We start from the raw sequence: 22,616 nt of genomic DNA on the forward strand, positions 1-22,616 counted from the left end.
TAGAAAAATAAATGATATTTATGAACAAAAGAATGATGTTGTTAGCCGTTTCGGCGCTGTGTATGGGAGGGGGCGCCACGGCGCAGGAAGCAAAACTGAATCCGGTGAACATGATGACGGAATGGGGCGAACAGGTTACGCCGGAGAATGCCTGGCGTGAATATCCGCGTCCGCAGCTGAAAAGGGACCAATGGGTGTCGCTCAATGGCTTATGGGATTATGCGATCGCGTCGCGTGATGCAGCTAAGCCTGAACATTTCGATGGAAAGATCCTGGTACCGTTTGCTCCCGAGTCCGTACTCTCCGGCGTACAGCAAGCGGTAACGCCAGAAGAAAAGCTCTGGTACCGCAAAACATTTCATGTTGCGGACAGCTGGAAGGGCAAAACCGTATTGCTGCATTTTGATGCGGTTGATTGGGAAGCGGAAGTCTGGTTGAATGGAAAGAAACTCGGCGTGCACCGCGGAGGGAACGACCCTTTTCATTTTGACATCACCAGCGCCCTGAAAAGGGGTGAGCAGCTGCTGGAGGTTGCCGTGTGGGACCCCACCGATACCGGCACGCAGCCCCGGGGAAAACAGGTGCTCGATCCCAAAGGGATTTGGTACACGCCGGTAACGGGTATCTGGCAATCGGTGTGGCTGGAGCCGGTGGAAAAAACACATGTCACGGCGATCTTGCCCGAGCCGGATATCGATAAAGGCATTGTTTTATTGAAAAACAAGGTAAACGGAGCTTTGGGTGGAGAAAAGCTTGAAATCAAGGTGCTCGATCGGGGGAATACCATCGCGGCAGCCACGGCGGCTCCGAATGAACCGGTTTCCCTGGCCGTACCGAATGCCCGCCTCTGGTCGCCCGCAGACCCGCATCTATACCGGCTGGAAGTCCGCGTCGTAAAAGGCGGCCGGGTGCTGGACCGGGTGGAATCTTATTTCGCCATGCGTAAAATCTCAAAGGGTAAAGATGCGCTGGGCTATGAACGAATGCTGTTGAATAACAAGCCGCTGTTTCAATACGGACCGCTTGACCAGGGATGGTGGCCGGACGGCCTGCTGACACCGCCCTCCGAAAAGGCCATGTTGTACGACATGGAGGTGCTGAAAGAAATGGGCTTTAATATGCTGCGTAAGCATATAAAAGTCGAGCCTTCCCGGTATTATTACTACGCCGACTCCATCGGACTGCTGGTATGGCAGGATATGGTCAGTGGATTTGCCACGGCCGAGCAGGAGGTGCAGCATGTGAAAGCCAACGCAGAAAAAGATTGGGACAGGCCGGCAGCGTCTGCCGAGCAGTTTGAAGCCGAATGGAAAGCGATCATGGATCACCTGCGGTTTTTTCCGTCTATTGTGGTTTGGGTGCCTTTCAATGAAGGGTGGGGACAATATAACACCAAGCGGGTCGTGGAATGGACCATGGCTTATGATCCATCGCGGATCGTCAATGGCGTGAGCGGTTGGACCGACAGGGGCGTAGGGCACATGAACGATGCGCACCATTATCCCGGCCCAGGCATGGAGCCGGCGTCCGAAAATCCCGGCCGGATCATCGTTTTGGGAGAATTCGGAGGACTGGGGTGGCCCATGGAAGAACACCTTTGGAATCCCGGTATGCGGAATTGGGGTTACCGCACGTACTATAGTGAAGGGGAACTGGTCAAAGAGTACGCCGATCTGTTGCATAACCTACAGCCGATGATCGGGCGGGGGCTGGCAGCCGCGGTTTACACGCAGACCACCGATGTGGAAGGGGAGGTCAACGGGTTGATCACGTATGATCGTAAGCGGGTGAAGATAGTTCCCCACCTGATGCGCATATTGCATGAACCGTTGTTCAGGCAGCCACAGCAGTGGCAGACCGCGGCTGAAGACAGCGAGCTGGCGCCACAAGACCTACAGGTATACCGCCAAAAGCTCAGCGAAGCTCAGTTGCTGGCGCCTGATCCGGCTATTTTTTCGGTAGAGCGTGGTCCGGTGAAGTTCAAAAAAGGCCAGCAAGGGGCATTGCTGCGGGTATTTACGCTGGATCAACCCGGTGAACAGCTGCAGCTCCGGCTACTGGCGCATGCCGACATACGGATCTTCCTCAATGGAAAAGAAGTGGTATCGAAATTTGTGAATACCCGGCGTCACTACGACGAAATCAACCTGAGCGCGTTCAGGGATTTCCTGATCGATGGAAAAAATACCCTGTTGCTGGAAGTCAGCGACGCAAGGGGTCCGGCTGATGTGGATGTAGGACTATTTGTACGTTAAACTGCTTGTCATGATGAAGCCATGACAGCTTCATCACCGATAAAGAACAAAATGCAAAGCATTCATGAATACAATTGAGTGCAAACACATATGAATAATTGAATCGAATGAAACTAAGATTAGCGCTTTTTGCATTTTTTGGCTGTTGGTTTACAGCTGCTGGTGGGCAGCAGCCCCCGCTCCCGAATATGGTGATCTTCATCGGAGATGACCTGGCGGTGTGGGATATCGGGCCGTATGGAAACAAGGTGGTCCGCACCCCTTACTTGGACAAACTGGGCCGCGAATCGATGGTGTTTGACAATGCGTTTGCGGCTTCTCCGACATGTGGGCCCTCCAGGAGCTCGCTGCTTACGGCGATGTACCCCATGCGGCATGGCGCTCACGGCAACCACTCCGGGGTGAAGGAAGGAACACCTTCCATGGTGCAGCTGCTTTCGGCCTTGGGCTACCGGGTGGCAATCGCGGGGAAACTTCATGTCGGTCCGCGCGATGTATTTCCATTAGAATATATTGCGGGGACCAATGTCCCCGAACCGGGGTATGAGCAGGCTCCTGGATTACACTACGACCTAAATCTGGCTCCTGTCGATGAGTGGCTCGGACAGCAGAAGCCGGGCAAACCGTTTGTGTTGATTGTGGCCGACCACAGCCCGCATGTGGTTTGGCCGGAAAAGCCGACGTATCAACCTGATGAGGTGGATATTCCGCCCGTCCACATTGATACCGACGATGCACGGCGTGCCAGGGCCCGGTATTACACCGATGTGACGAAGATGGACACCAACGTAGGTACATTGATGGACTTGTTGGATAAGCACGGAGTGGCAGCGAACTCGATATTGATGTTTACCTCAGACCAAGGGCCGCAGTGGGCATTTGGAAAATGGGGGCTATATGACTACGGTGTCCAGGTGCCTTTCATCGTGCGGTGGCCCGGACAGGTCGAGGCCGGCAGCCGGACGGACGCGCTGGTGTCGCAGGTTGATATTTTGCCGACGATGGTGGGAATCGCCAACGGCACCGTTGCGCACCGGATCGATGGCAAGAGCTTTCTGCCCGTACTGAAAAATCCCGGCGCCAAACACCATGACGCCGTTTTCGCCTCCCATACGGGAGACGGAAAGATGAACCGTTCGCCGATGCGCATGTTGCGGACCGACCGGTATAAATATATCCTGAATCTGGCGCCGGAGATCACATACACCACCCACATGGACAGGGCGACTGATCACGATGGGGGGCGCGAGTACTGGCCTTCATGGCGTGCCGCATCATTCCAGGACCAGCACGCCGCCGCGGTATTGTGGCGGTACCACCATCGCCCGGCGGAAGAGCTTTATGATGTTGAGGCCGATCCCTGGGAGCAGGTGAATCTTGCCGCAGATCCCGCGTACGGCGATATGTTGGAGCGCTTTAGGGCGCAGATGAAAGCGATAAGGGCGGAACAGGGCGATCATGAAACCGGTCCGGAAGATTTAAGCGCGCCCAACAGAAACCAGGGCAAAGGGAAGGGACCCGTTGCTCCTTATGTCTTCTGATATGTCATTTTTTTTCTTGGGAATGAGTAAATAATGACATAATTTGATTATAAAGAGATAAGATATCGCGGGTTTGCGGTGAGGTTCTGAATTACTTTTGTAATACGAACGATTATTAACCGTAGGGATGGGTTGTCATCCTTTTGCTGTATACGCGTATTCATTTTTGTTAGTTGAGGAGGATAATCATGAAAAAGCATGTGTACCGGATATTGGCGGTACTGTTGGCAGCTATGTTCATTAACGGCATTGATGTTTCCGCTCAGTCACCACGGAAACCGAATGTCATCGTCATCATGGCAGACGATCTGGACTCGCGTCAGTTGAGCTGTTATGGTGGAGAAAACCTGGAAACGTCGCATATCGATCAGTTGGCCGCCGAAGGGATTAAGTTTAATTCCCTCGTTGCTTCCGAAGCGATGTGCGTACCCACGCGGGCGTCGCTGTTTACCGGGTTGTACCCCGCCAAACATGGTGCCTATCAGAATCACAAGCCGGTTTACGGTCACTTGAAGAGTGTCGTACATTACCTTAATGATCTGGGATATCGGGTCGGCCTCACCGGCAAAGATCATGTTACCCGGCCGACGGCTGTTTTTCCGTTTGACCGGATTGACGGCTTTGAACCGAACTGCGTAGCGCCAACGGACGAGTATTTCCTGGACAGTGTACGGAACTACATCCTTCAGGACCAGCCTTATTGCCTTTTTGTAATGAGCGTTAATCCGCATACGCCATGGACAGTAGGCAACCCAGATCAATTTGACCCGGACAAACTTATACTTCCTGCACATTGGGTCGATACGGAGCTGACGAGAAGGGAGTTCTGCAAATACCTTGCTGAGGTACGCCGGCTGGACGATCAGGTAGGGGATGTCATGAACCTGCTGGAGGAAACCGGCACCGAAGAAAACACCATCGTCATTTTTTTGGGGGAGCAAGGGCCCCAATTCCCCGGAGGAAAATGGACGCTGTATGACAACGGACAGCTGAGTTCCATGATTGTGAAGTGGCCGGGTGTCGTGCAACCGGGTACGGAAACCGACGCCATTGTACAATATGAAGACCTGATGCCGACATTTGTGGATATTGCGGGCGGAAACGCCATTACCGGCTTGGACGGCATGAGCTTCAGGGCGGTGCTTGAAGGAAAAAAGCCGGAACACAGGGATGTGGCTTATGGCATCCACAACAACATCCCCGAAGGGCCGGCATACCCTATCCGCAGTATACGCGACCACCGGTATAAACTGATCTGGAACCTTACGCCGGATTCGGCCTACTACATCAAATACATGCTGAATACGGAAAATAGGAAACTAGCTTGGACCAGTTGGGTAGATCGGGCAGCCGGTGATGATGAAGCTAAGAAACTGACGCAGCGGATCGTCCGAAAAACGGAAATAGAACTTTACGACATCGGCACAGACCCGTATGAGTTGGAAAACCTGGCCGGAAAGCCGGAGTATCAAACGGTGGTTCAACGTTATATGGACAGATTAAAGGAATGGATGGAGGAACAGGGGGATGCAGGAGCTGCATTGGACGTTCCGTTTAGGTAAGGAACGCGGCGCTTATGCGCAGCAACCAGTCGGCATTAGAGGTTAGCTTGATTACTTAATTGTACCGGGTGATCGGAACTAAATGACCAATTATAGCGAGGACACGGACGAAGTTTTGTTTGCGCTGCTGCGCGATGGCGATCAGCGTGCGTTCAAAGCCTTGTATGAACGGTATTGGACACCCTTGTGGAGCTATGCCAGAAATGCCATAAATGATCCAGGCGATGCCGAGGATATTGTGCAGGAATTGTTCATGACGCTCTGGGAGAAGCGGGCATCCCTGCGAATAAGCACTTCCTTGAAAGCATACCTGTACCGGTCAACGCTAAACAAAGTGATTGATCGTGCCGATCGTTCAAAATACCGATTGTCGTATCTTCAGGACCTGAAACGTACATACGTTGAGGGCAACTATGCCACTGATAGTAAACTTTTTGAAAAGGAACTGGTGCAACGGTTCGAAGCTTGCCTGGGTAAAATGCCGCCAAAGATGCGGACGATCTTTACGCTCAGCCGACACCACATGATGACCCATCAGCAGATCAGTGATTCGCTGAAAATCTCCCGGGATAATGTGAACCGACAAATAAAAAACGCGTTGATCCTGCTGAAGAAGAGCGTATTGATCGGATATGCTACACTAATTTTAAAATACTTTTTACCCTAACAACCGTTTCGACCGTCATCATCCTATAAACCGATAGTATTGATGGACGAAAACGACTTGGCGAAGCTTTTGGATCGCTACCGGCGAGGTCAATGTACGGACGCTGAGCGCCTGCTAATCGAAAGCTTGCATTTGCATGCGTATACCAGCGAGCCCGTTGCTGAGGAGACGGCAACCAAAAAGCGCGTTTGGAAACGCTTACGGAAAGGGTTGCCGCCAAATGGCAGAAAGAGCTCCACTCCGTGGCTGGCTGCAGCTGCGTCAATCATACTGATTGCCGCGATAGCGTTGCTGTACAGGCCGGTAGCAAGCGATAGCGCTGCCGATCAATTGACCGATATACCGGCAGGAGGAAATAAAGCGATACTGAAGTTGGCAAGTGGGCAGACCGTCCATTTGGATAGCAGCCAACATGGGGTGATGGTCCTGTCCGATCGGCTGCTTTACACAGATAGCACGTTTGCGGGAGACTTCCACAATGGACATGAAGCGGGCGAAAGCGCATACAACGAAATCATTACGCCGCGGGGCGGAACGTATCAGGTGGTGCTTAGTGATGGCACCAAGGTCTGGCTTAATGCCGATTCTAAATTAATCTTTCCACAACGATTCGCCCGGACGATGCGTCAAGTAACCTTGGTTGGCGAAGCCTATTTCGAGGTGACAAAGAGTCAACACAGCCCGTTTGTCGTAAAAACCGCTGGCCAAGAGATTGCTGTGCTGGGCACGTCGTTCAATGTAGCGGCGTATGCTGATGAGCGGTTGGAGCAAACGACATTGGTGGAAGGTGAAATCATGGTGTCAACAGCACAGCGCGCCCGTCAATTGGTACCGGGTGACCAAGCGATAGTGAACGCCGGGGAGATATCGGTAGACAAAGTGGATACCTCACCGTTCATTGCCTGGAAATCGGGTTTTATCGCATTCAATGAAGAAACACTCGAACACATCATGCGTGACATCAGCCGTTGGTATGACGTTGATATTCATTTTGAAGGGGTGGATAAACAACTTCGTTTCGGTGGAACGGTTTCGCGGTATGCGAATGTATCGGAAGTATTGCGACGGCTGGAGCTGACCGGTCAGATTCATTTTAAAATTGAAGAAAGGGGGATTGTGATTAAACCGTAATACCAACTTATAAACTAAAAAACCGGAGATGTCTCACCATCCCCGGCTTATTGTGATGATAAATTAACTTTCGAACAGCCTGCTGTTTCAAGACTAACTGGTCTGTTCGAGTATCAAACACCTGACAAACTTAACCAACATGCACCAGCTTTCAAAGGCCTGGGGTTGTTTGTCAAAGCGTTAACCATTTTATGGACATTTATTCGTTGAAACGCAATCGCAGTGCGATTGCCATCCTGACAACACGGTTATTGAGGATTATGAAGATTGCGTATTTTCTATTGACGGTCTGCCTGGTTCAGGTATTTGCTGAAACATCGGCACAGAAACTGACCATCCAACGGGAACGCGTGGGGCTTCGCCGTATCTTTTCTGAAATACGCGTTCAAACCGGATACTCTGTGGTTTACAGCGTAAAGCATATTGATCAGATACCGCCCATAACGGTTTCCTTGGCAAATGTGGACCTCAATGAGGCTATGAAGCATATCCTAAGGGGACTTCCATTGGACTATGTGATCACCGGCAAAGAGATTGTGATTAAGGAGAAGCCCGACACACGCCGGTCTCCCGATATCCCGGCGGATTTCGAACTGCAACAGCAAACGCTCTCGGGTAGGGTACTCGATGAGCATGGTAACCCATTACAAGGCGCCGCGGTGCGGATAAAAGGGTCACAGCAGGAAACCAGCACGGATAACGATGGTCGATTTACGTTCAACAATGTGGAACGAAACGCTGTCATCGTTGTCTCTTTTGTGGGGTATGAGACCCGGGAGCTTGCAGTTTCGGCTGCTCTGGGTTCTATAGCGATGAAGCCCACTTTTGCCGACCTGAGTGAGGTGGTGGTGGTTGGGTATGGTACCCAGCGGAAAAGCGACATTACCGGCGCGGTGAGCTCGATCCGTGCGGAAGACTTCAATAAGGGAACAAATGCAACCTTTGACCAGCTAATTGCCGGAAAGGCGGCAGGGGTACAGTTCGTTCAGAGCAGCGGTGAGCCTGGTGGTGGTGTAGCCGTGCGTATCCGGGGCGCGAGCTCTGTCAATGCCGGGACGAGCCCGCTGTATGTCATCGACGGGTTGCCGATCGATAATTCTCCGGTGGCAGGGGGCGGAGGGGCTAATTTCGATGCACCGCCCTCTCCTCGGAATCCGCTGGCAGGCATCAACCCGGAAGATATCGAGTCGATCGAAATTCTTAAAGATGCTTCTGCGACGGCGATTTATGGTTCGCGCGGGGCCAATGGAGTGATTATGGTCACGACAAAAAAGGGTAGGGCAGGCCGGAATATGGTTTCATACAGCGGGTCGTATGGGCAGCAACGGGTGGCCAACACCATCGATCTGCTGACGACAGCGGAATACATCCAAGTTATCAATGAGCTCGTTGACGCGGGCGCAGGCCCCGAGTCCAATCGGATTACGGACGTAAATGCAGTGGGTACCGATTGGCAGGAACAGGTGTTTGATAACCGTGCGCCCATTCAGAACCACAGCCTGGCATTTAGTGGTGGAAACGAGCAAACCCGGTATTACTTGGCACTTAATGCCTTTGACCAAGGGGGGATATTGAAAAATACGGCATTCAGCCGGTATGCGGCGAAACTCAATATCAGCTCCAATATCACAGACCAGCTGGAAGTGGGAGCTGCCCTCAATGTAAGCTATACACACGATAGGCAGGTGCCATCGGGCTTCGGGATCAATGCACAATCCGGCACAATGTACACGGCACTCAATTTCGATCCCACGCTACCTATCTATGATGACGGAGGAAATTATCAGCTGTCGCCTTTCTTGGATATGGACAATCCGATGTCGCTGATTAACGAGGTTATGGCTGCATCCAATGCCTATCGGACATTTGGTACAGCCTATGCCCAATATAAAATCACGCCTTACCTGACCGCTAAAATCAATGCTGGTGGCGACATTAACACCAGGAGACGGGATGTTTACGTGGGGCAAAAAACTCGTCGTGCCATGGCGGCAGGCGGAAGCGGATCTGTAATAAGTGGCATGCAGGGCAACTACCTGCTCGAAGGAACGATTACGTATGACCGGAGGTGGGATAATCACTACCTGAATGTGATCGGAGGAGCTACCACACAGCGCTTTGTATACTCGTCTTCTTTCCAAGACGCTATGGGTTTCCCGTCAGATGTCACCGGTTCTGACAATATGGGCTTGGGCGATCAGGAGACGTTCAGGATAGGCACCGGCCGGGCGGCCAACCGGCTCCTCTCTTACTTGGGACGGGTAAACTATGAGTTGAATAACAAGTATCTGGTTACCGCTTCACTAAGGGCCGATGGCTCGTCGCGATTCGGTGCCAACAATAGGTTCGGTTATTTCCCATCGTTTGCGCTGGGCTGGAAGCTGATGGAGGAGGAGTTTATGCAGGGAATATCGGTTTTCTCCGAACTCAAACCGCGGTTTAGCTGGGGGCAGACTGGCAATCAGGAAATCGGCAACTACAGTGCGCTTACTACCTTCAGCGGCGGGCCAACCGCGATTTTGGACGACCGGCTCAATGTCGGTACACAACCGGCACGGTATCCCAATCCGGACTTGAAGTGGGAAACTACCGAACAGCTGAACGCCGGATTGGATTTCGGTCTCTTCAATGGGCGGATAACGGGAAGCGTCGACTATTTTACGAAGACGACCTTCAATATGTTGTTTGCGCTTCCTATCCCGTCATCCACAGGCTATTCAACCAGGCTTTCTAATGTCGGTAGTATACGCAACAGAGGCTGGGAGTTTGCTTTGAGTACTGATAACCTGACCGGCAACCTCAAATGGAGTACGCAGGTGAACCTTGCCACACTGGCAAATGAAGTGCTCAACATCGGTCAGGACAACCCGATTATTTCTGGAAACGTCGGGCAGACCAGTGGCGTGTTTATTCTAAGGCCTGGTTCTCCGCTGTTTTCGTTCTATGGTTGGGAAATCAATGGGGTTTGGCAGGAGGGTGATGATTTTTCGACGACACGTGATGTCGTGGAACCGGGTGATATCAAATACCGCGATGTCAACGGTGATGGGACCGTAAATGGCGAGGATCGGGTACTGTTGGGTAATGCGTTCCCGAAGTTAACATGGTCTGTGGGTAACCAGTTTTCCTATAAAGGATTTAACTTTTCGATTTTTCTGGATGGCGTCTCGGGCGTGAAGATGCTAAACAACAACTTGGTTGAATCGTATTTTCCTGTTAGTTTCAGGAGAAACCGGTATGCCGAACCTTACCTGAACCGGTGGACCCCGGAAAACCCATCAGATCGCTACCCCTCGTTTATCAATCCGGGCGGACAAGGGGATAAACGTGTAAACAGCTATACTGTGGAAGACGCCTCCTTTGTTCGTATCCGTAATGCCTCACTGTCCTACAGGTTTTCGCCGGGATGGACTTATCTAAAGAATCTTGGTATAAGTTTTTCGGTCGAGAATCTGGCTACGTTTACCGATTATTCCGGGTTTGACCCTTCGGTAAATCCCAACGGCGGTGCTTTTAACCGAATAGACTATAACGCCTATCCCCTTGCGCGTACGTGGATGGTTGGGCTGACAGCTGATTTTTAATCCTTTTATCTGTAAAGTCATGAAAACAAATCATATCAATTTGACACGTCGACTGCGGTACCTAATGAGTGTGGTTGCTTTGGCGCTTAGCACGGTGAGTTGCGAGAAATACCTCGATGAGCCTGTTTATTCCGAAATGGATCCTGAAACATTGCTAGCTACTGAGGCGGGTGTCAACTCGCTGCTTAATTCCACATTCGGTGAGCTCCTCTTAAGCGGCTGGGACGGGAAGTCACGGATGAACCTGGAAAGCTGGTGTACGGATATTGAGTGGGAAACAGGTGGGGGTGAAAACCTGATTGCAACCCAAATGATCAATTTTACGTGGGACGCCTCGTTGCCTTGGTTCAATAACATTCTATGGCTAAGGCCATACCGCGCGATTCGGAATGCAAATTTGTTGCTGGAAAACATTGATCGGGGCTCATACGATGCAGCCCGAAAGGCGATGTATACGGCTGAAGCACGTTTCATGAGGGCTTTGGCCTATGCAAAGCTACATAGCTGGTTTGGCCCCGTACCGCTCCGTACGTCAAGCGATGATCCGTTAGAATTGGGAAGGCCTTCGGAGGCGGAAATGCGTGCATTCATCGAAGGCGAGCTGCAGTTGATAATTGATGCACTGCCCATGCCGGGTGATGAAGTGAATTATGGGAGGCCCAATAGGGGAGCTGCGTTGGCGACGCTATGCAAATTTTACCTGAATACCAAGCAATGGGAAAATGTGGCGGCTACCGCTGATGACATCATCGCCCTTGATAAATACCGGTTATATCCGGAGTACGAGCGATTGTTTAGGGTAGAGAACGAACGGAACAACGAATATATACTGGTATTTCCGCAATCGCCTCAGGGGGCTGGCAATAACTATATCAATGGTGCATTTCCTCCCGGTTTTCAACGCGATCCTGTGTTGGGTTTGGAATTTCGGAGTGGTTGGCAAAATTGGGCGGCGCAGTACCGGCTGTACGATAGCTTCTACGATTCCTTTCATATATCGGATAAGCGTAAGAATTCGATTATGACCGGCTATATCAATGGCGCCGGGCAGACCATATCATTGCTGAATAACAACGATACACGGTCCATGAAATTTTGGCCCGACCCGGATGCGATCGTGAATGAACATGGTAATGACCTGCCTGAAATCCGGTACGCCGATATTTTACTGGCTAAGGCTGAGGCGCTCGCTGAGCTGAACTGGCCAAGCCAGTTAGCGGTAGACCTGGTAAATCAGGTGCGGGAACGGGCCGGTCTGGTTGGCGAAAATGCGATTTCAGTATCGGATTTTGCAAACCTGCAGGCTTTCCGTGACCACTTGCTAAACGAGCGTGCATGGGAGTTTTACAACGAAGCGGGTATACGCCGTGAAGATCTCATCCGTTTTGGTAAGTTTGTGACTTCGGCCCATGCACGTGGGAAAACAAATGCGACCGAAAACCATACGCGCTTTCCGATACCACAGGCGGCGATGGATGCAGATCCTTCTTTGGAGCAGAACGACGGGTATTGAATGATAAAACAGCGTTGATATATTTGGATATGAAAACAATGACAGTATTGAACATTAAAAGGAGGACGGCAGGATATAAAAAGGTAATCGCACTATGTGCGGTTACCATCGCGCTTTTGGCCGGTACTTCCTGCACCACGGCAAGCAAGCCGGATAAGCCGAATGTATTGCTAATCTTGGTAGACGACCTGCGCCCCGCGATTGGTGCGTATGGAGACCGTCTAGCCATCACCCCAAATATGGATAAGTTGGCTGCGAACGGATTTCGGTTTGAACAAGCTTATTCCAATCAAGCTGTCTGTGCACCATCGCGGTTTAATCTACTGTTGGGCAGCAGGTCAACTTCATCGGGAATTTATGGTTTCGGGCAAAATTTTCGCGACTATTATCCCGATGCCGTGACGTTGCCCCAATATTTCAAGCAGCATGGCTACCACACAGAATCCATGGGCAAGGTGTATCACATTGGTCACAACACGTATGCCGATGAAGCCTCTTGGAGCGTGCCTCATTACAAAGACTTGGTGATTGAATACGTAGATCCGGAAAGCAAAAAAGAAGGCTTTACCCGCGAAGAGGCGCTGTTTTCGAATCAGCCTGCACGCGGATTACCCCGTGGATGGGCTTGGGAAGCGCCAGACGTCGAGGACGATGCTTATGCCGATGGCCGTGTGGCACAACGGGCGGTTGAGCGGCTGCGAAACTTTCAGTCGCAGCCCGACCAGCCATTTTTCCTTGCTGTAGGATTTGCCCGGCCGCACTTACCGTTCTCTGTGCCGAAGAAATATTGGGATATGTATGATGAAGAAGCGCTTCCCTTGCCTCAATACACCATCCGGCCGGAGGGCGCCCCCCCATATGCTGTGAAATATGGCGATGAAATCGATCAGTATATCCCGATTCCCACAACGGTTACCGCGGAGCCGTTCCCAGATAGCCTTACCCGCAAATTGATACATGGGTATTACGCAGGGGCGAGCTATGTGGATACCCAGATTGGGAAAGTGTTGGACGAATTGGCTGCGCTTGGCCTCGATGATAATACGATCGTGGTGCTCTGGGGTGACCATGGTTACATGCTCGGCGATATGGGTATGTGGACCAAACATGTCAACTATGAACTGGCAAACCGCATCCCGCTGATTATTGCTGCACCGGGCGTCGCCCGCGCAGGCTCGCATACGGATCAGCTGACCGAAACAGTTGATATCTACCCCACATTGGTTGAACTCGCCGGGTTGCCCATACCGGATGTGCAGCAGCCGTTTGACGGCCTGAGCTTGGTGCCTGTGCTGAGCAATCCAGAGACCCGGATACGGGATCACGCCTACCATTGCTTCCCGCGGGGCGGCCACCTTGGAAGGGCCATCCGCACCGATCGCTACCGGCTGGTGGAATGGAAGAAAATCGGTGACACCGCCGAAACGGCAACGTATGAGTTGTATGACTACGAGAATGGGCTAATGGAGGTGAAAAATATCGCGGAGGAACAACCGGAAGTACGGAAGGCGCTTCAAGACATATTGGCACAGCACCCCGCGCCGATGCCCTCGCGTCCGCAAAGTCCGCGCAGGGAGTAATTTTGATATTTCGCTATCCGAATCTTATCTTTGTAGTGACGATGAAATTGAGCAAGAAGGAAATACAAGCGATTACACAGTACTTTATAGGTTTGCCCGTGAATAAGGCTTACCTTTTCGGATCCTTTGCTCGTAATGAAGCTGACGCTGATAGCGACATCGACATACTGGTGGAGTTGGATCATGACCAACCTATTGGACTTCGCTTTTTTGCTTTTAAAGATGAATTGTCGGCACTGTTACGCAGAGACGTCGATTTGGTGAGTGAAGAAAGTCTTTCTCCATATGTAAAGCCTTTCATTGAGAGAGATAAGGTGCTTATTTATGAAAAACCGGTTGGGTGATCGTATTCGGTTGCAACATATTTTGGATGCCATCGCTGAAATAGAAATGTATCTCGACGGAGTGACTTACGAGTCCTACGTCGCAAACTCTGAAAAGCGATTTGCTACCGTGAAGCAAATTGAGATAATTGGAGAGGCGTGCAACGCGTTAACCGAGAAGCTGAAAGCTGAGCATCCCGAAGTTCCGTGGGGTCCAATCAGAGGATTCCGGAATATTTCAGTACACGAATACTTTGGCGTAAATTTTCATTTGGTATGGGAAATCGCCAAATATGATTTGCCAGATCTTGAAGAGCAAATTAAATCTATTGTAAGTAGTCTTGACTAACCTCGAATCGATGATTTTTATACTTACCGCTCAACGAAACTTCTTTGCATTATTCATAGGCTTGTTTACAGCCTGCCTGATCGGTCCGGCGACAGCTCGGGAAACGTACCGGACCGAAGAGAACATCAATTACCGGTCGGGGGCCTCCGATGATACGTACATCCGTGAACGGTGCATATTGGACATTTACTACCCCGAAGATGCAACGGGCTTCCCTACCGTGGTCTGGTTCCATGGCGGCGGGATCACGGGCGGCGAAAAATTCATTCCCAATGAGCTGAAAGAGAAAGGGCTCGCCGTCGTGGCGGTCAATTACCGGCTGAGCCCGAAAGTGAAGAACCCTGCGTATATCGACGATGCCGCCGCGGCCATCGCATGGGTGTTCAAGCACATTGATGAATACGGGGGAGATCCCGGCAAGATTTTCATCTCCGGCCATTCCGCTGGCGGTTACCTCGCGGCGATGGTGGGGCTGGATAAGTCGTGGTTGCAACAGTACGGTGAAGATGCCGACAGGCTTGCGGGGATTATCGACTTCAGCGGACATGCCGTTACCCACATGACCATCCGCGCGGAGCGGGGCATAAGCGATAAACAGCCCATCATCGATGAGTTTGCGCCGCTGTACCACGTGCGCAGCGATGCGCCGCCGCTGGTGCTGGTGTCGGGAGACCGCGAGCTGGAGCTGTTGGGCAGGTATGAGGAAACCGCATATTTCTACCGCATGATGAAAGTGGTGGGCCACCAGCAGGTATACCTCTATGAGCTGGATGGTTTTGACCATGGTGCCATGGCTGCACCGGGGTTTCATATCCTGCTCCGCCATGTAAACGAATTGACAAGAAAAGATAAATAGATGAAATTGACCCGTAAAGTTATTGCCGCTGCGCTGTTCTTAGTCCTGCCGTATCTCGGCAATGCCCAGGAGGTGCCGTCTTCTTCCCATAATCCGCTCGATGTTGTTTTCGGCGATCCGTATATCATCTATGACGATGCGACCGCGCGCTACTATATGTACGGCACGGGGGGAGGAGCCAAGAACGGGTTTGCGGCCTATTCCTCAGACGACCTGGTAAATTGGCGGAACGAAGGCCAGGTCTACCATGCCGGTAACGAAAATGGCTGGAGTGACTCAACCGCGGCATGGGGCGGCGCATACTGGGCACCGGAGGTATATGCGCATAAAGGCAAATTTTACCTGTTCTACAGCGCGCAGTGGAAAGACAACCCCGGCAAGGAGCTGGAAAATTTCCGTATCGGCGTTGCCGTGGCCGACAAACCCACCGGACCCTTTGTTGATCTGCAAAACCGTCCGGTTTTTGATCCCGGCTATCCCATCATCGATGCCAACGTTTATTTCGCGGACGATGGCCGGATATACCTGTATTACTCCCGTTGCTGTTATAAGCATCCGGTGCAGAGCGAGGTGGCCGACTGGGCAAAGCGGAAGGGCTGGTTTGACGAGATCGAAGAGAGCTGGGTGTATGGCATAGAACTGAAACCGGACTTTTCGGGCGTCATTGGCGAACCGGTGTTGCTTTTGCGCCCGCCCGTTAGCATGAACGATGCCCAGGCTGAATGGGAGAGCCGTTCGGTAACCAGCCGTGAAGTGAATCGCCGCTGGACAGAGGGCTCCTTTACGTTCAAACATGGCGATACGTACTACATGATGTACTCGGCCAATCATTTTGCCGGAGAAAACTATGCGGTGGGCTATGCAACGGCTAAACATCCCTTCGGGCCATACACCAAGGCGACCAACAACCCGGTGCTGGAAAAGAACACGGCAACGGGCGGACAGGTGACGGGTACCGGCCACAACAGCGTGGTGTTCCTGCCAGACGGTCGCATGCTGTGTGTCTATCATGGCCGCACCAGGCAGACCGGCGATGAGCGTGTGGTATTCATCGATGAAATGAAAATCGATGACAATGGCCTGCTGACGGTGCAGGGACCGACAACACGGTCTCAGTAAACGGCCCGCCGGATCAGAACTCTTTTTCCCCGAACTCGCTTCCCGGAAGCCTGAGTTGGCGGGTCAGCTTATTCAGGTTAAACGACAGGTTAAGCATAATCACATCCACCTCATAAATGTAGTTGGTGGTCGTGTAGAAATCGGGTGCCCATGTCGTAATCCGTTGTTCATTGCTCGGCAGGATACCCATCCCGATGTTTTGCCATTGCACGAGCGCGGTCAGTGCGCCATCCATGAACGTGTGTTTCAGTGAAAGGTTGGGTGAAAGGAAACGGGAATCCTCTCCTTGCACCGTCGGCCTCGCCGACAGGTAATTCACGTTGCCCTGGATGCTGAATTGCTGCGTCAACTGTACGTTGGCGTTGCCGTTTACCGAATATGCCCATGCGCGGTTTTCCCGCGGCTCGGCGTAGTCCAGTACGACTCCCCGTGTGGTGCTCCGGAACACATTAGCGCCGAGGTAAAGCTGGGCCCATTTTACCGGAGTGTAATTGGCGCCCAGTTCAATTCCGGTACGCGTAGCGCGGTCTGCGTTGGTAAATACACGGTTCAGGATGGTGTCTGCAAAGACACTGTTTACCCGCTGGATGGGGTTTTTGATGTCCTGATAATAGGCGGTGGTGAAAAAAGAGCCCTGTTTGAAGTTCCGTATAATGCCCATTTCCGCTAAATATATAAACTCAGGCAGCAGGTTTGCGTCGCCTTGCTCCAAGGTTTCCGAGTGTTCGCGCTCGGGAATGGGATTCAGCTCGAAATTGCTGGTTCGCTGCACGCGTCGGCTGATGCCCGCTTTCGCTTTCCACCGGTCGTCGATGCTGTACAAGGCGCTTGCCGAGGGAAACAGGTTGTGCAGCTCCAGCGTGTAATTGTCATCATCCAGCGAGCGGACCTGCAGATCCCGGTAGGCATACTCGTAGCGCAATCCGCCCATGTACTCCAGTTTCTCGGTTTTACCTGAGTACTGGGTATAGATGGAATGGATCTGGTTGATGGCTTCGACGTCGCCCGTAAACTCCGGCATGATGGCGAAATCGGGGTCGCCGATCTCTTTTGCCCGGTAGATGAAGCGTCCGTCCTGCGCATCGCGCCTGTACTGATAGCCGCTTTCCCAGATCCCGTTTCCTGCCGGAGCGGTGAAGTCGACTTTTCCGCGAAACCCGTTCAGGGGATTCTGATAAGTACTTATCGTATTTTGCACCGTGTCGGCCCCTTCGATATTTCCATTGAAGGTAGATCCGTACAGATCAGCGCGTTCATACAAGGCAGAGAATGCCAGCGACGCCCCGCCCGTAAACGTATGCGTATAGTCAATATTGCCCAGCACAAAGTCGCCCTGTTTATTCTGCAGGTTGGCGTTGAAATAACGGCTGCGGCCAAGGACGGCGCCGGTGTTGAGGTCTGTGGTTACATTATCGTAGTGGATGTCGGCTATCCGGTCCTGGAATTTGTGGCCGGCAAAAAAGCCTGCGGAAAGCTGGTTGCGCTCGTTGGGGGTGTAGCTGACATTAAACCGCCCGCCGTAATTGTACTTGTCGAAGCTCCGTTCACCGTGTGAGGGAAAGGAGGTCCGCCGGTTACCGATTATGGTGTAGACGTCCCCATCGCGCAACCCGGCGTTGTCGTTGCGCAGGTAATTAGCGCTGGCCGAGATGTCCCATTTATCCTTGCGGTAATTGACCGTCACGTCTGCGCCATAGCGTTGCTGGCGCTGAGGGTTGCCGTAGTCTTCAATTGACGGAAGGCCGCCCTGGAGGTTGGCAATCAGCGCGAACCCGTCATCAGCTCCCCTTTTTGTCGTCACGTTGATGATACCACCCCTGCCATCAGGATCATACTTTGCCGAGGGGGACGTTATCAATTCGATGTTTTCGATTTGGTTGGCCGGCAACTGGCTCAATATGGTGGCGGCATCGGTTTGCACGGGTTTACCGTTGATGAGCACGAGAAATCCCTGTGCCCCGCGCATGGTGATCTGCCCCTGGCCGTCCACAGAGACGGAGGGCATATTGCGAATCACATCGATGGCCGTACCGCCTTTGGCCGACTCGAATTGTTCGGCTTTGTAGACCTGCTTATCGATTTGGTTGATGTGTTGCAGCTGCCGCCCGGTTACCTGCACTTCGCTTAAAAACTGCGGATTGACGGCCAGTTCGATCCGGCCCAGATCGATGTGCTGGTTGGCGGTTAGTGTGATATGGGATGATTCGGCCGGTTCGTAACCCAGGAACTGCAAGCGGATGAAGTAGCTTCCCCGCTTCAGCTTGTCGAACTTGAAGGTGCCCGTCGTATCGGAAAGCTGCCCATTGACGAGCGTAGAGTCGGTGGCCTGGTGGAGCGAAACGCTGACGAAGGCAAGCGGATGCGCTGCCGCTTTATCAAATGAGACCCCGGTGATCGAAGCTGTTTGCGCAACGAGGTGTGTCGAGGCGGTCAGGAAAAAGAAACAAAGGCCCAGTAGGTATGAATTGTTCATTATCTATTATGTTTTCGCGGCAAAGGTAAGGGAAGCTACCACTAATTTGCGGTCGATTTGAAAATAGTATGGTATAATCTGCAGCTAAGGTATTAGGTGTGTTGGCGGAAAACGTTTGGCGTGGTTCCGGTGTGTCGCTTGAAATACTTGGTGAAATGCGAGTTGTCGCTGAAGTCGAGCCGGGTGGCAATTTCTCCGACGCCCATGTCGGTGTATAGCAGCAGGCGTTTTGCCTCACTTAGCAGGTGCCGTGCCACGACGGATGCGGCAGATTCCCCGACAGCTTTGCGGCACACAGCATTCAGGTTTTGTGGACTTGTGTTCAGTAATTCGGCGTAGTGGGCCACGTTGTTCTGCAAGGTGCTGGTATCCCTCAATAGCGCCTCGAACCGCTGAAATATGTCGGAGGCGCCCACGTGCTGCGGCTTTTTCGGCTGAGCTAGCTGAAGTACTTTAGCCAGCAACGCTTTCATGAGGCCGTCTACCACATCTTGACTGTATGAACCGGCTTTTTCACTTTGCCACTCGTCGAGCAGAAGTTTGAAAAGCGCGGTGAGGGGCTCTGGAGCGGTGATGTGAACGCACGTGTGCGCACTAACTTTCGAAAGGAGATCGCCGAGGGCTTTGTCAAGACTAGCCGCTACGTACTGTCTCTTGATGATTAATACGTATCCCTCAGGCTCATCCGTTATTTCCCAATGGTGAACCTGTTCCTTGCGGACAGTGAACAAAAGTGGGGGCGAAACGTTGTAGGGCTTTCCATCGATGGTATGAAAGCCGCTCCCTTTTGACAGGAATATGAACTCGATGTAACTGTTATGCCTGTGCGGAGCGGTCCGGCGGATGTCCCTCCGAAACTCCGAAATTTTAATAAATTGATGATGAGCTATCTTGTTTTTAGTCGCAAGCATTGGTCAACCGAAAATTATACACTTCATCGCGCAAGGTTAGCAAATATCCGATTTTCCCGCCGTATTTTAGTGCCTATGTCGTTCGTTTTCGATTTACAAGATACCAGCTGCTTCTGATGGCATCGATTTGCAATTCCCCTAAGAAGTACGTAGCTTTCGCCAATAGTTTTTGTTGCATGTTTTATGGGGAATCAAGCCAAGTTTATCGAACGTATATCAGCGTCCTATAACCCAAAGGGGGCTTTTATTTTTTTGGGGGCAGGATTGCTCCATGGTGAAGTGGTGACCGGCGCGAAGATCAACCTGCCACTGCGGATGATGAACCGCCATGGCTTGATCGCGGGGGCTACAGGTACGGGGAAGACCCGTACATTGCAGCTGATGGCCGAACAGCTTGCTGATGCCGGTGTGCCCGTGTTCTTACTCGACGTGAAAGGCGATCTTTCCGGCTTGAGCCAGCCGGGTGAACTCAGTCCTGCTTTGGTGGAACGCGGAGAGGCGCTGGAATGGCCGTTCGTGCCGTCTGGTTTTCCTGTGGAACTGTATTCATTGTCAGGCAAGGTCGGCAATCCCATGCGGCTGACAGTAGGGGATTTCGGTCCGGTGATGTTGGCCCGGATCCTGGAGCTTAATGATACTCAAACCGGTGTGTTGGCTGCTGTGTTTAAGTATGCCGAAGACAACCGGCTGCCGTTGATCGACTTCGCTGATTTGAAAAAACTGCTCACTTACCTTGCCGATGGGCCGGGTGCGGAAGAAATAAAGGATAGCTATGGCCGCATCAGCGGCAGCACGTCCGGCACCATGCTACGCAAGCTGGTCGCGCTGGAACAGCAAGGGGTGTCGGGCATTTTCGGAGAGAAGGAATTCGATATTAACGACCTGTTTGAGCGTGTTGACGGCAAAGGGGTGATTAGCTTGTTGAATATATCAGACATACAGGACCAACCGGTACTGTTCTCCACGTTCTTATTGAGCCTTTTGGCACAGCTTTTTAAAAACCTTCCGGAGGTTGGCGATCTGGATAAGCCCAAGTTGGTGTTCTTTTTCGAAGAAGCGCACCTGCTGTTCAAAGGCGCCCCTAAGGCGTTCCTTATGCAGGTTGAGCAGATTGTGCGGCTGATCCGCTCTAAAGGGGTAGGGGTGTTCTTTTGTACCCAGTCGCCCACGGATATTCCGGAAAGCGTGCTTGGTCAATTGGGGAATCGCGTGCAGCATGCGCTGCGGGCGTTCACGCCCAATGATGCCGAGGCGCTGCGAAAAACCGTCAAAACATACCCGCGTTCGGAGTTTTATGAAATCGACCGGATACTGACCTCGTTGGGCACCGGGCAGGCATTGATAACCGTCCTCAATGACAAGGGAATTCCCACGGAAGTGGCAGCCACTCACCTGATACCGCCACGCGCGTTGATGGGGCCTGCGGATGAGCGCACTTATCGGCAGCTGGTCGGCGCTTCACCCTTTTATGCCAAGTACCATCAGGTGGTGAATAGACGGAGTGCGTCCGAAATATTGGAAGAACGGTTGCGGGAGCATGCCGCGAAAACCGCCAAGGCAGAAGCGGCCAAGCAACCGACGAACGCGTCTGGGCGGAGAAGCACCCGGCAGACACCACTGGAGGCTGCGCAGCGGGCGGCAACCACAACCTTGGCGCGGGAAGGCACTAAGCTGCTGGCCAGACTTGCCAACGGTCTATTGACGGCTATGTTTCGAAAGAAACGTTGAGATAACATAGAAGTTGTATATTTGGACGTAGTATATAGAACGTTAATTTTCAGTAACCATAATTTTTAGTTATGAGTAAACCCACTTTGTTGATTCTTGCGGCCGGAATGGCCAGCCGCTATGGAAGTATGAAACAGATAGATCCCTTTGGGCCCAATGGCGAAACCATCATTGACTATTCAATCTACGATGCTATACGCGCTGGATTCGGAAAGGTGTGCTTCATTATCCGTGAGGAATTTGCGGATAAGTTTAAGGGGATTTTCGAACCCAAGTTGGCGGGAAAAATCGAGACGGACTATGTATATCAAAGCTACGACCTGACATCATTTGGTATAACGAAACAAATTGAGCGGTCTAAACCGTGGGGTACGGCTCATGCGGTGTTGTCCGCTCGTAACCAGATCAACGAACCATTCTGTGTCATCAATGCCGACGATTTTTACGGCTTCGAGGCGTTCGAGAAAATGGCTAAGTTCCTAACGAGCGAAGTTACGGACAACAATTTTTCCCTGATGGGGTATCAAATTGACAAAACCCTTTCGGAATATGGTTCGGTATCCCGTGGTGTGTGCAAGGTGGACGATGAAGGAAACATGACAGAAATCAATGAACGGCTCAAGGTTTATTTTAAAGAGGTGGATGGTGAAAAGCGGATCTTTTTTGAAGAAGATGGGATAGAAACTGAATTGCCCAAAAGCAGCCGGGTATCCATGAATTTTTGGGGATTCACTCCGGCAATCTTTGAGGTGAGCGAAACATTGTTCAAAGCATTTGTGCCAGCTAATGAAGATAATCCGAAATCCGAATTCTTGATTCCCAAGGTTGCGGATGAGTTAATTAAAGAAGGTAAAGCCACCTTTAAGGTTATACCCACATCACAGAAATGGTTTGGGGTTACCTATCCAGATGATAAACCCATCGTACAGGAAAATATTGCGCAACTGGTAAAGGGCGGAACATATCCCGAACAATTGTTTTAATCGATCAGGCGCGAATGGAAACAAAAAACCTCGCAGGAGTT

At 51.7% G+C, this 22,616-nt stretch carries 16 protein-coding genes; 14 read left to right on the top strand and 2 right to left on the bottom strand.

Features of this window, described 5'->3' with window-relative positions; translation table 11 throughout:
- Positions 1–20 precede the first annotated feature (20 nt).
- From ACFOET_RS15755 to ACFOET_RS15810, 12 genes are all read left to right on the top strand, one after another.
- Entirely contained in the window at positions 21–2,255 is a 2,235-nt protein-coding gene (locus ACFOET_RS15755; protein ID WP_379024383.1) for a glycoside hydrolase family 2 protein, read from the top strand.
- 107 nt (positions 2,256–2,362) lie between these two features.
- Positions 2,363–3,796: a sulfatase family protein gene (locus ACFOET_RS15760; protein ID WP_379024385.1), complete on the top strand. Its 1,434-nt coding sequence runs from the start codon at positions 2,363–2,365 to the stop codon at positions 3,794–3,796.
- A 188-nt stretch (positions 3,797–3,984) separates the two neighbouring features.
- The gene (locus ACFOET_RS15765) at positions 3,985–5,358 is read left to right on the top strand and encodes a sulfatase family protein (protein ID WP_379024387.1); all 1,374 of its coding nucleotides are present in this window, start codon (positions 3,985–3,987) and stop codon (positions 5,356–5,358) included.
- Between the two features lie 82 nt (positions 5,359–5,440).
- Positions 5,441–6,025: an RNA polymerase sigma factor gene (locus tag ACFOET_RS15770; protein WP_379024389.1), complete on the top strand. Its 585-nt coding sequence runs from the start codon at positions 5,441–5,443 to the stop codon at positions 6,023–6,025.
- 42 nt (positions 6,026–6,067) lie between these two features.
- Positions 6,068–7,156: a FecR family protein gene (locus tag ACFOET_RS15775; protein WP_379024391.1), complete on the top strand. Its 1,089-nt coding sequence runs from the start codon at positions 6,068–6,070 to the stop codon at positions 7,154–7,156.
- Positions 7,157–7,347: 191 nt separating this feature from the next.
- Positions 7,348–10,740: a TonB-dependent receptor gene (locus tag ACFOET_RS15780; protein WP_379024393.1), complete on the top strand. Its 3,393-nt coding sequence runs from the start codon at positions 7,348–7,350 to the stop codon at positions 10,738–10,740.
- Positions 10,741–10,759: 19 nt separating this feature from the next.
- Positions 10,760–12,253, top strand: coding sequence for a RagB/SusD family nutrient uptake outer membrane protein (locus ACFOET_RS15785; RefSeq protein ID WP_379024395.1), 1,494 nt, complete (start codon positions 10,760–10,762; stop codon positions 12,251–12,253).
- A 38-nt stretch (positions 12,254–12,291) separates the two neighbouring features.
- On the top strand, positions 12,292–13,833 hold the full coding sequence (locus tag ACFOET_RS15790; protein ID WP_379024397.1) for a sulfatase: 1,542 nt from the start codon (positions 12,292–12,294) through the stop codon (positions 13,831–13,833).
- A gap of 41 nt (positions 13,834–13,874) precedes the next feature.
- Positions 13,875–14,177: a nucleotidyltransferase family protein gene (locus ACFOET_RS15795; protein ID WP_379024399.1), complete on the top strand. Its 303-nt coding sequence runs from the start codon at positions 13,875–13,877 to the stop codon at positions 14,175–14,177.
- Positions 14,158–14,505 (top strand): HepT-like ribonuclease domain-containing protein, encoded by a 348-nt coding sequence (locus ACFOET_RS15800; protein ID WP_379024401.1) that lies wholly within the window; start codon positions 14,158–14,160, stop codon positions 14,503–14,505. The genes ACFOET_RS15795 and ACFOET_RS15800 overlap by 20 nt, the downstream gene beginning before the upstream one ends.
- 10 nt (positions 14,506–14,515) lie before the next feature.
- The gene (locus tag ACFOET_RS15805) at positions 14,516–15,361 is read left to right on the top strand and encodes an alpha/beta hydrolase (RefSeq protein ID WP_379024403.1); all 846 of its coding nucleotides are present in this window, start codon (positions 14,516–14,518) and stop codon (positions 15,359–15,361) included.
- Positions 15,362–16,480: a glycoside hydrolase family 43 protein gene (locus ACFOET_RS15810; RefSeq protein WP_379024405.1), complete on the top strand. Its 1,119-nt coding sequence runs from the start codon at positions 15,362–15,364 to the stop codon at positions 16,478–16,480.
- Positions 16,481–16,493: 13 nt separating this feature from the next.
- Here the strand turns inward: ACFOET_RS15810 and ACFOET_RS15815 are convergent, their stop codons facing one another.
- Both ACFOET_RS15815 and ACFOET_RS15820 read right to left on the bottom strand, forming a co-directional pair.
- The gene (locus tag ACFOET_RS15815; protein ID WP_379024407.1) at positions 16,494–18,953 is read right to left on the bottom strand and encodes a TonB-dependent receptor domain-containing protein; all 2,460 of its coding nucleotides are present in this window, start codon (positions 18,951–18,953) and stop codon (positions 16,494–16,496) included.
- A gap of 92 nt (positions 18,954–19,045) precedes the next feature.
- Entirely contained in the window at positions 19,046–19,864 is an 819-nt protein-coding gene (locus ACFOET_RS15820; protein WP_379024409.1) for a helix-turn-helix domain-containing protein, read from the bottom strand.
- Positions 19,865–20,047: 183 nt separating this feature from the next.
- Here ACFOET_RS15820 and ACFOET_RS15825 point away from each other — a divergent pair, with 183 nt between their 5' ends.
- Both ACFOET_RS15825 and ACFOET_RS15830 read left to right on the top strand, forming a co-directional pair.
- Positions 20,048–21,592: a helicase HerA-like domain-containing protein gene (locus ACFOET_RS15825; RefSeq protein ID WP_379024411.1), complete on the top strand. Its 1,545-nt coding sequence runs from the start codon at positions 20,048–20,050 to the stop codon at positions 21,590–21,592.
- Positions 21,593–21,663: 71 nt separating this feature from the next.
- On the top strand, positions 21,664–22,575 hold the full coding sequence (locus tag ACFOET_RS15830) for a nucleotidyltransferase family protein (protein WP_379024413.1): 912 nt from the start codon (positions 21,664–21,666) through the stop codon (positions 22,573–22,575).
- Positions 22,576–22,616 lie beyond the last annotated feature (41 nt).

The organism is Parapedobacter deserti (genome assembly GCF_042646065.1).
In the GTDB taxonomy this organism is placed as follows: domain Bacteria; phylum Bacteroidota; class Bacteroidia; order Sphingobacteriales; family Sphingobacteriaceae; genus Parapedobacter; species Parapedobacter deserti.

What these genes read in the sequence shown, in the direction of transcription:
- ACFOET_RS15755 (WP_379024383.1), top strand. Translation starts at nt 21, where the DNA reads ATGAACAAAAGAATGATGTTGTTAGCCGTTTCGGCGCTGTGTATGGGA.
- ACFOET_RS15760 (WP_379024385.1), top strand. Translation starts at nt 2,363, where the DNA reads ATGAAACTAAGATTAGCGCTTTTTGCATTTTTTGGCTGTTGGTTTACA.
- ACFOET_RS15765 (WP_379024387.1), top strand. Translation starts at nt 3,985, where the DNA reads ATGAAAAAGCATGTGTACCGGATATTGGCGGTACTGTTGGCAGCTATG.
- ACFOET_RS15770 (WP_379024389.1), top strand. Translation starts at nt 5,441, where the DNA reads ATGACCAATTATAGCGAGGACACGGACGAAGTTTTGTTTGCGCTGCTG.
- ACFOET_RS15775 (WP_379024391.1), top strand. Translation starts at nt 6,068, where the DNA reads ATGGACGAAAACGACTTGGCGAAGCTTTTGGATCGCTACCGGCGAGGT.
- ACFOET_RS15780 (WP_379024393.1), top strand. Translation starts at nt 7,348, where the DNA reads ATGGACATTTATTCGTTGAAACGCAATCGCAGTGCGATTGCCATCCTG.
- ACFOET_RS15785 (WP_379024395.1), top strand. Translation starts at nt 10,760, where the DNA reads ATGAAAACAAATCATATCAATTTGACACGTCGACTGCGGTACCTAATG.
- ACFOET_RS15790 (WP_379024397.1), top strand. Translation starts at nt 12,292, where the DNA reads ATGACAGTATTGAACATTAAAAGGAGGACGGCAGGATATAAAAAGGTA.
- ACFOET_RS15795 (WP_379024399.1), top strand. Translation starts at nt 13,875, where the DNA reads ATGAAATTGAGCAAGAAGGAAATACAAGCGATTACACAGTACTTTATA.
- ACFOET_RS15800 (WP_379024401.1), top strand. Translation starts at nt 14,158, where the DNA reads ATGAAAAACCGGTTGGGTGATCGTATTCGGTTGCAACATATTTTGGAT.
- ACFOET_RS15805 (WP_379024403.1), top strand. Translation starts at nt 14,516, where the DNA reads ATGATTTTTATACTTACCGCTCAACGAAACTTCTTTGCATTATTCATA.
- ACFOET_RS15810 (WP_379024405.1), top strand. Translation starts at nt 15,362, where the DNA reads ATGAAATTGACCCGTAAAGTTATTGCCGCTGCGCTGTTCTTAGTCCTG.
- ACFOET_RS15815 (WP_379024407.1), bottom strand. Translation starts at nt 18,953, where the DNA reads ATGAACAATTCATACCTACTGGGCCTTTGTTTCTTTTTCCTGACCGCC.
- ACFOET_RS15820 (WP_379024409.1), bottom strand. Translation starts at nt 19,864, where the DNA reads ATGCTTGCGACTAAAAACAAGATAGCTCATCATCAATTTATTAAAATT.
- ACFOET_RS15825 (WP_379024411.1), top strand. Translation starts at nt 20,048, where the DNA reads ATGGGGAATCAAGCCAAGTTTATCGAACGTATATCAGCGTCCTATAAC.
- ACFOET_RS15830 (WP_379024413.1), top strand. Translation starts at nt 21,664, where the DNA reads ATGAGTAAACCCACTTTGTTGATTCTTGCGGCCGGAATGGCCAGCCGC.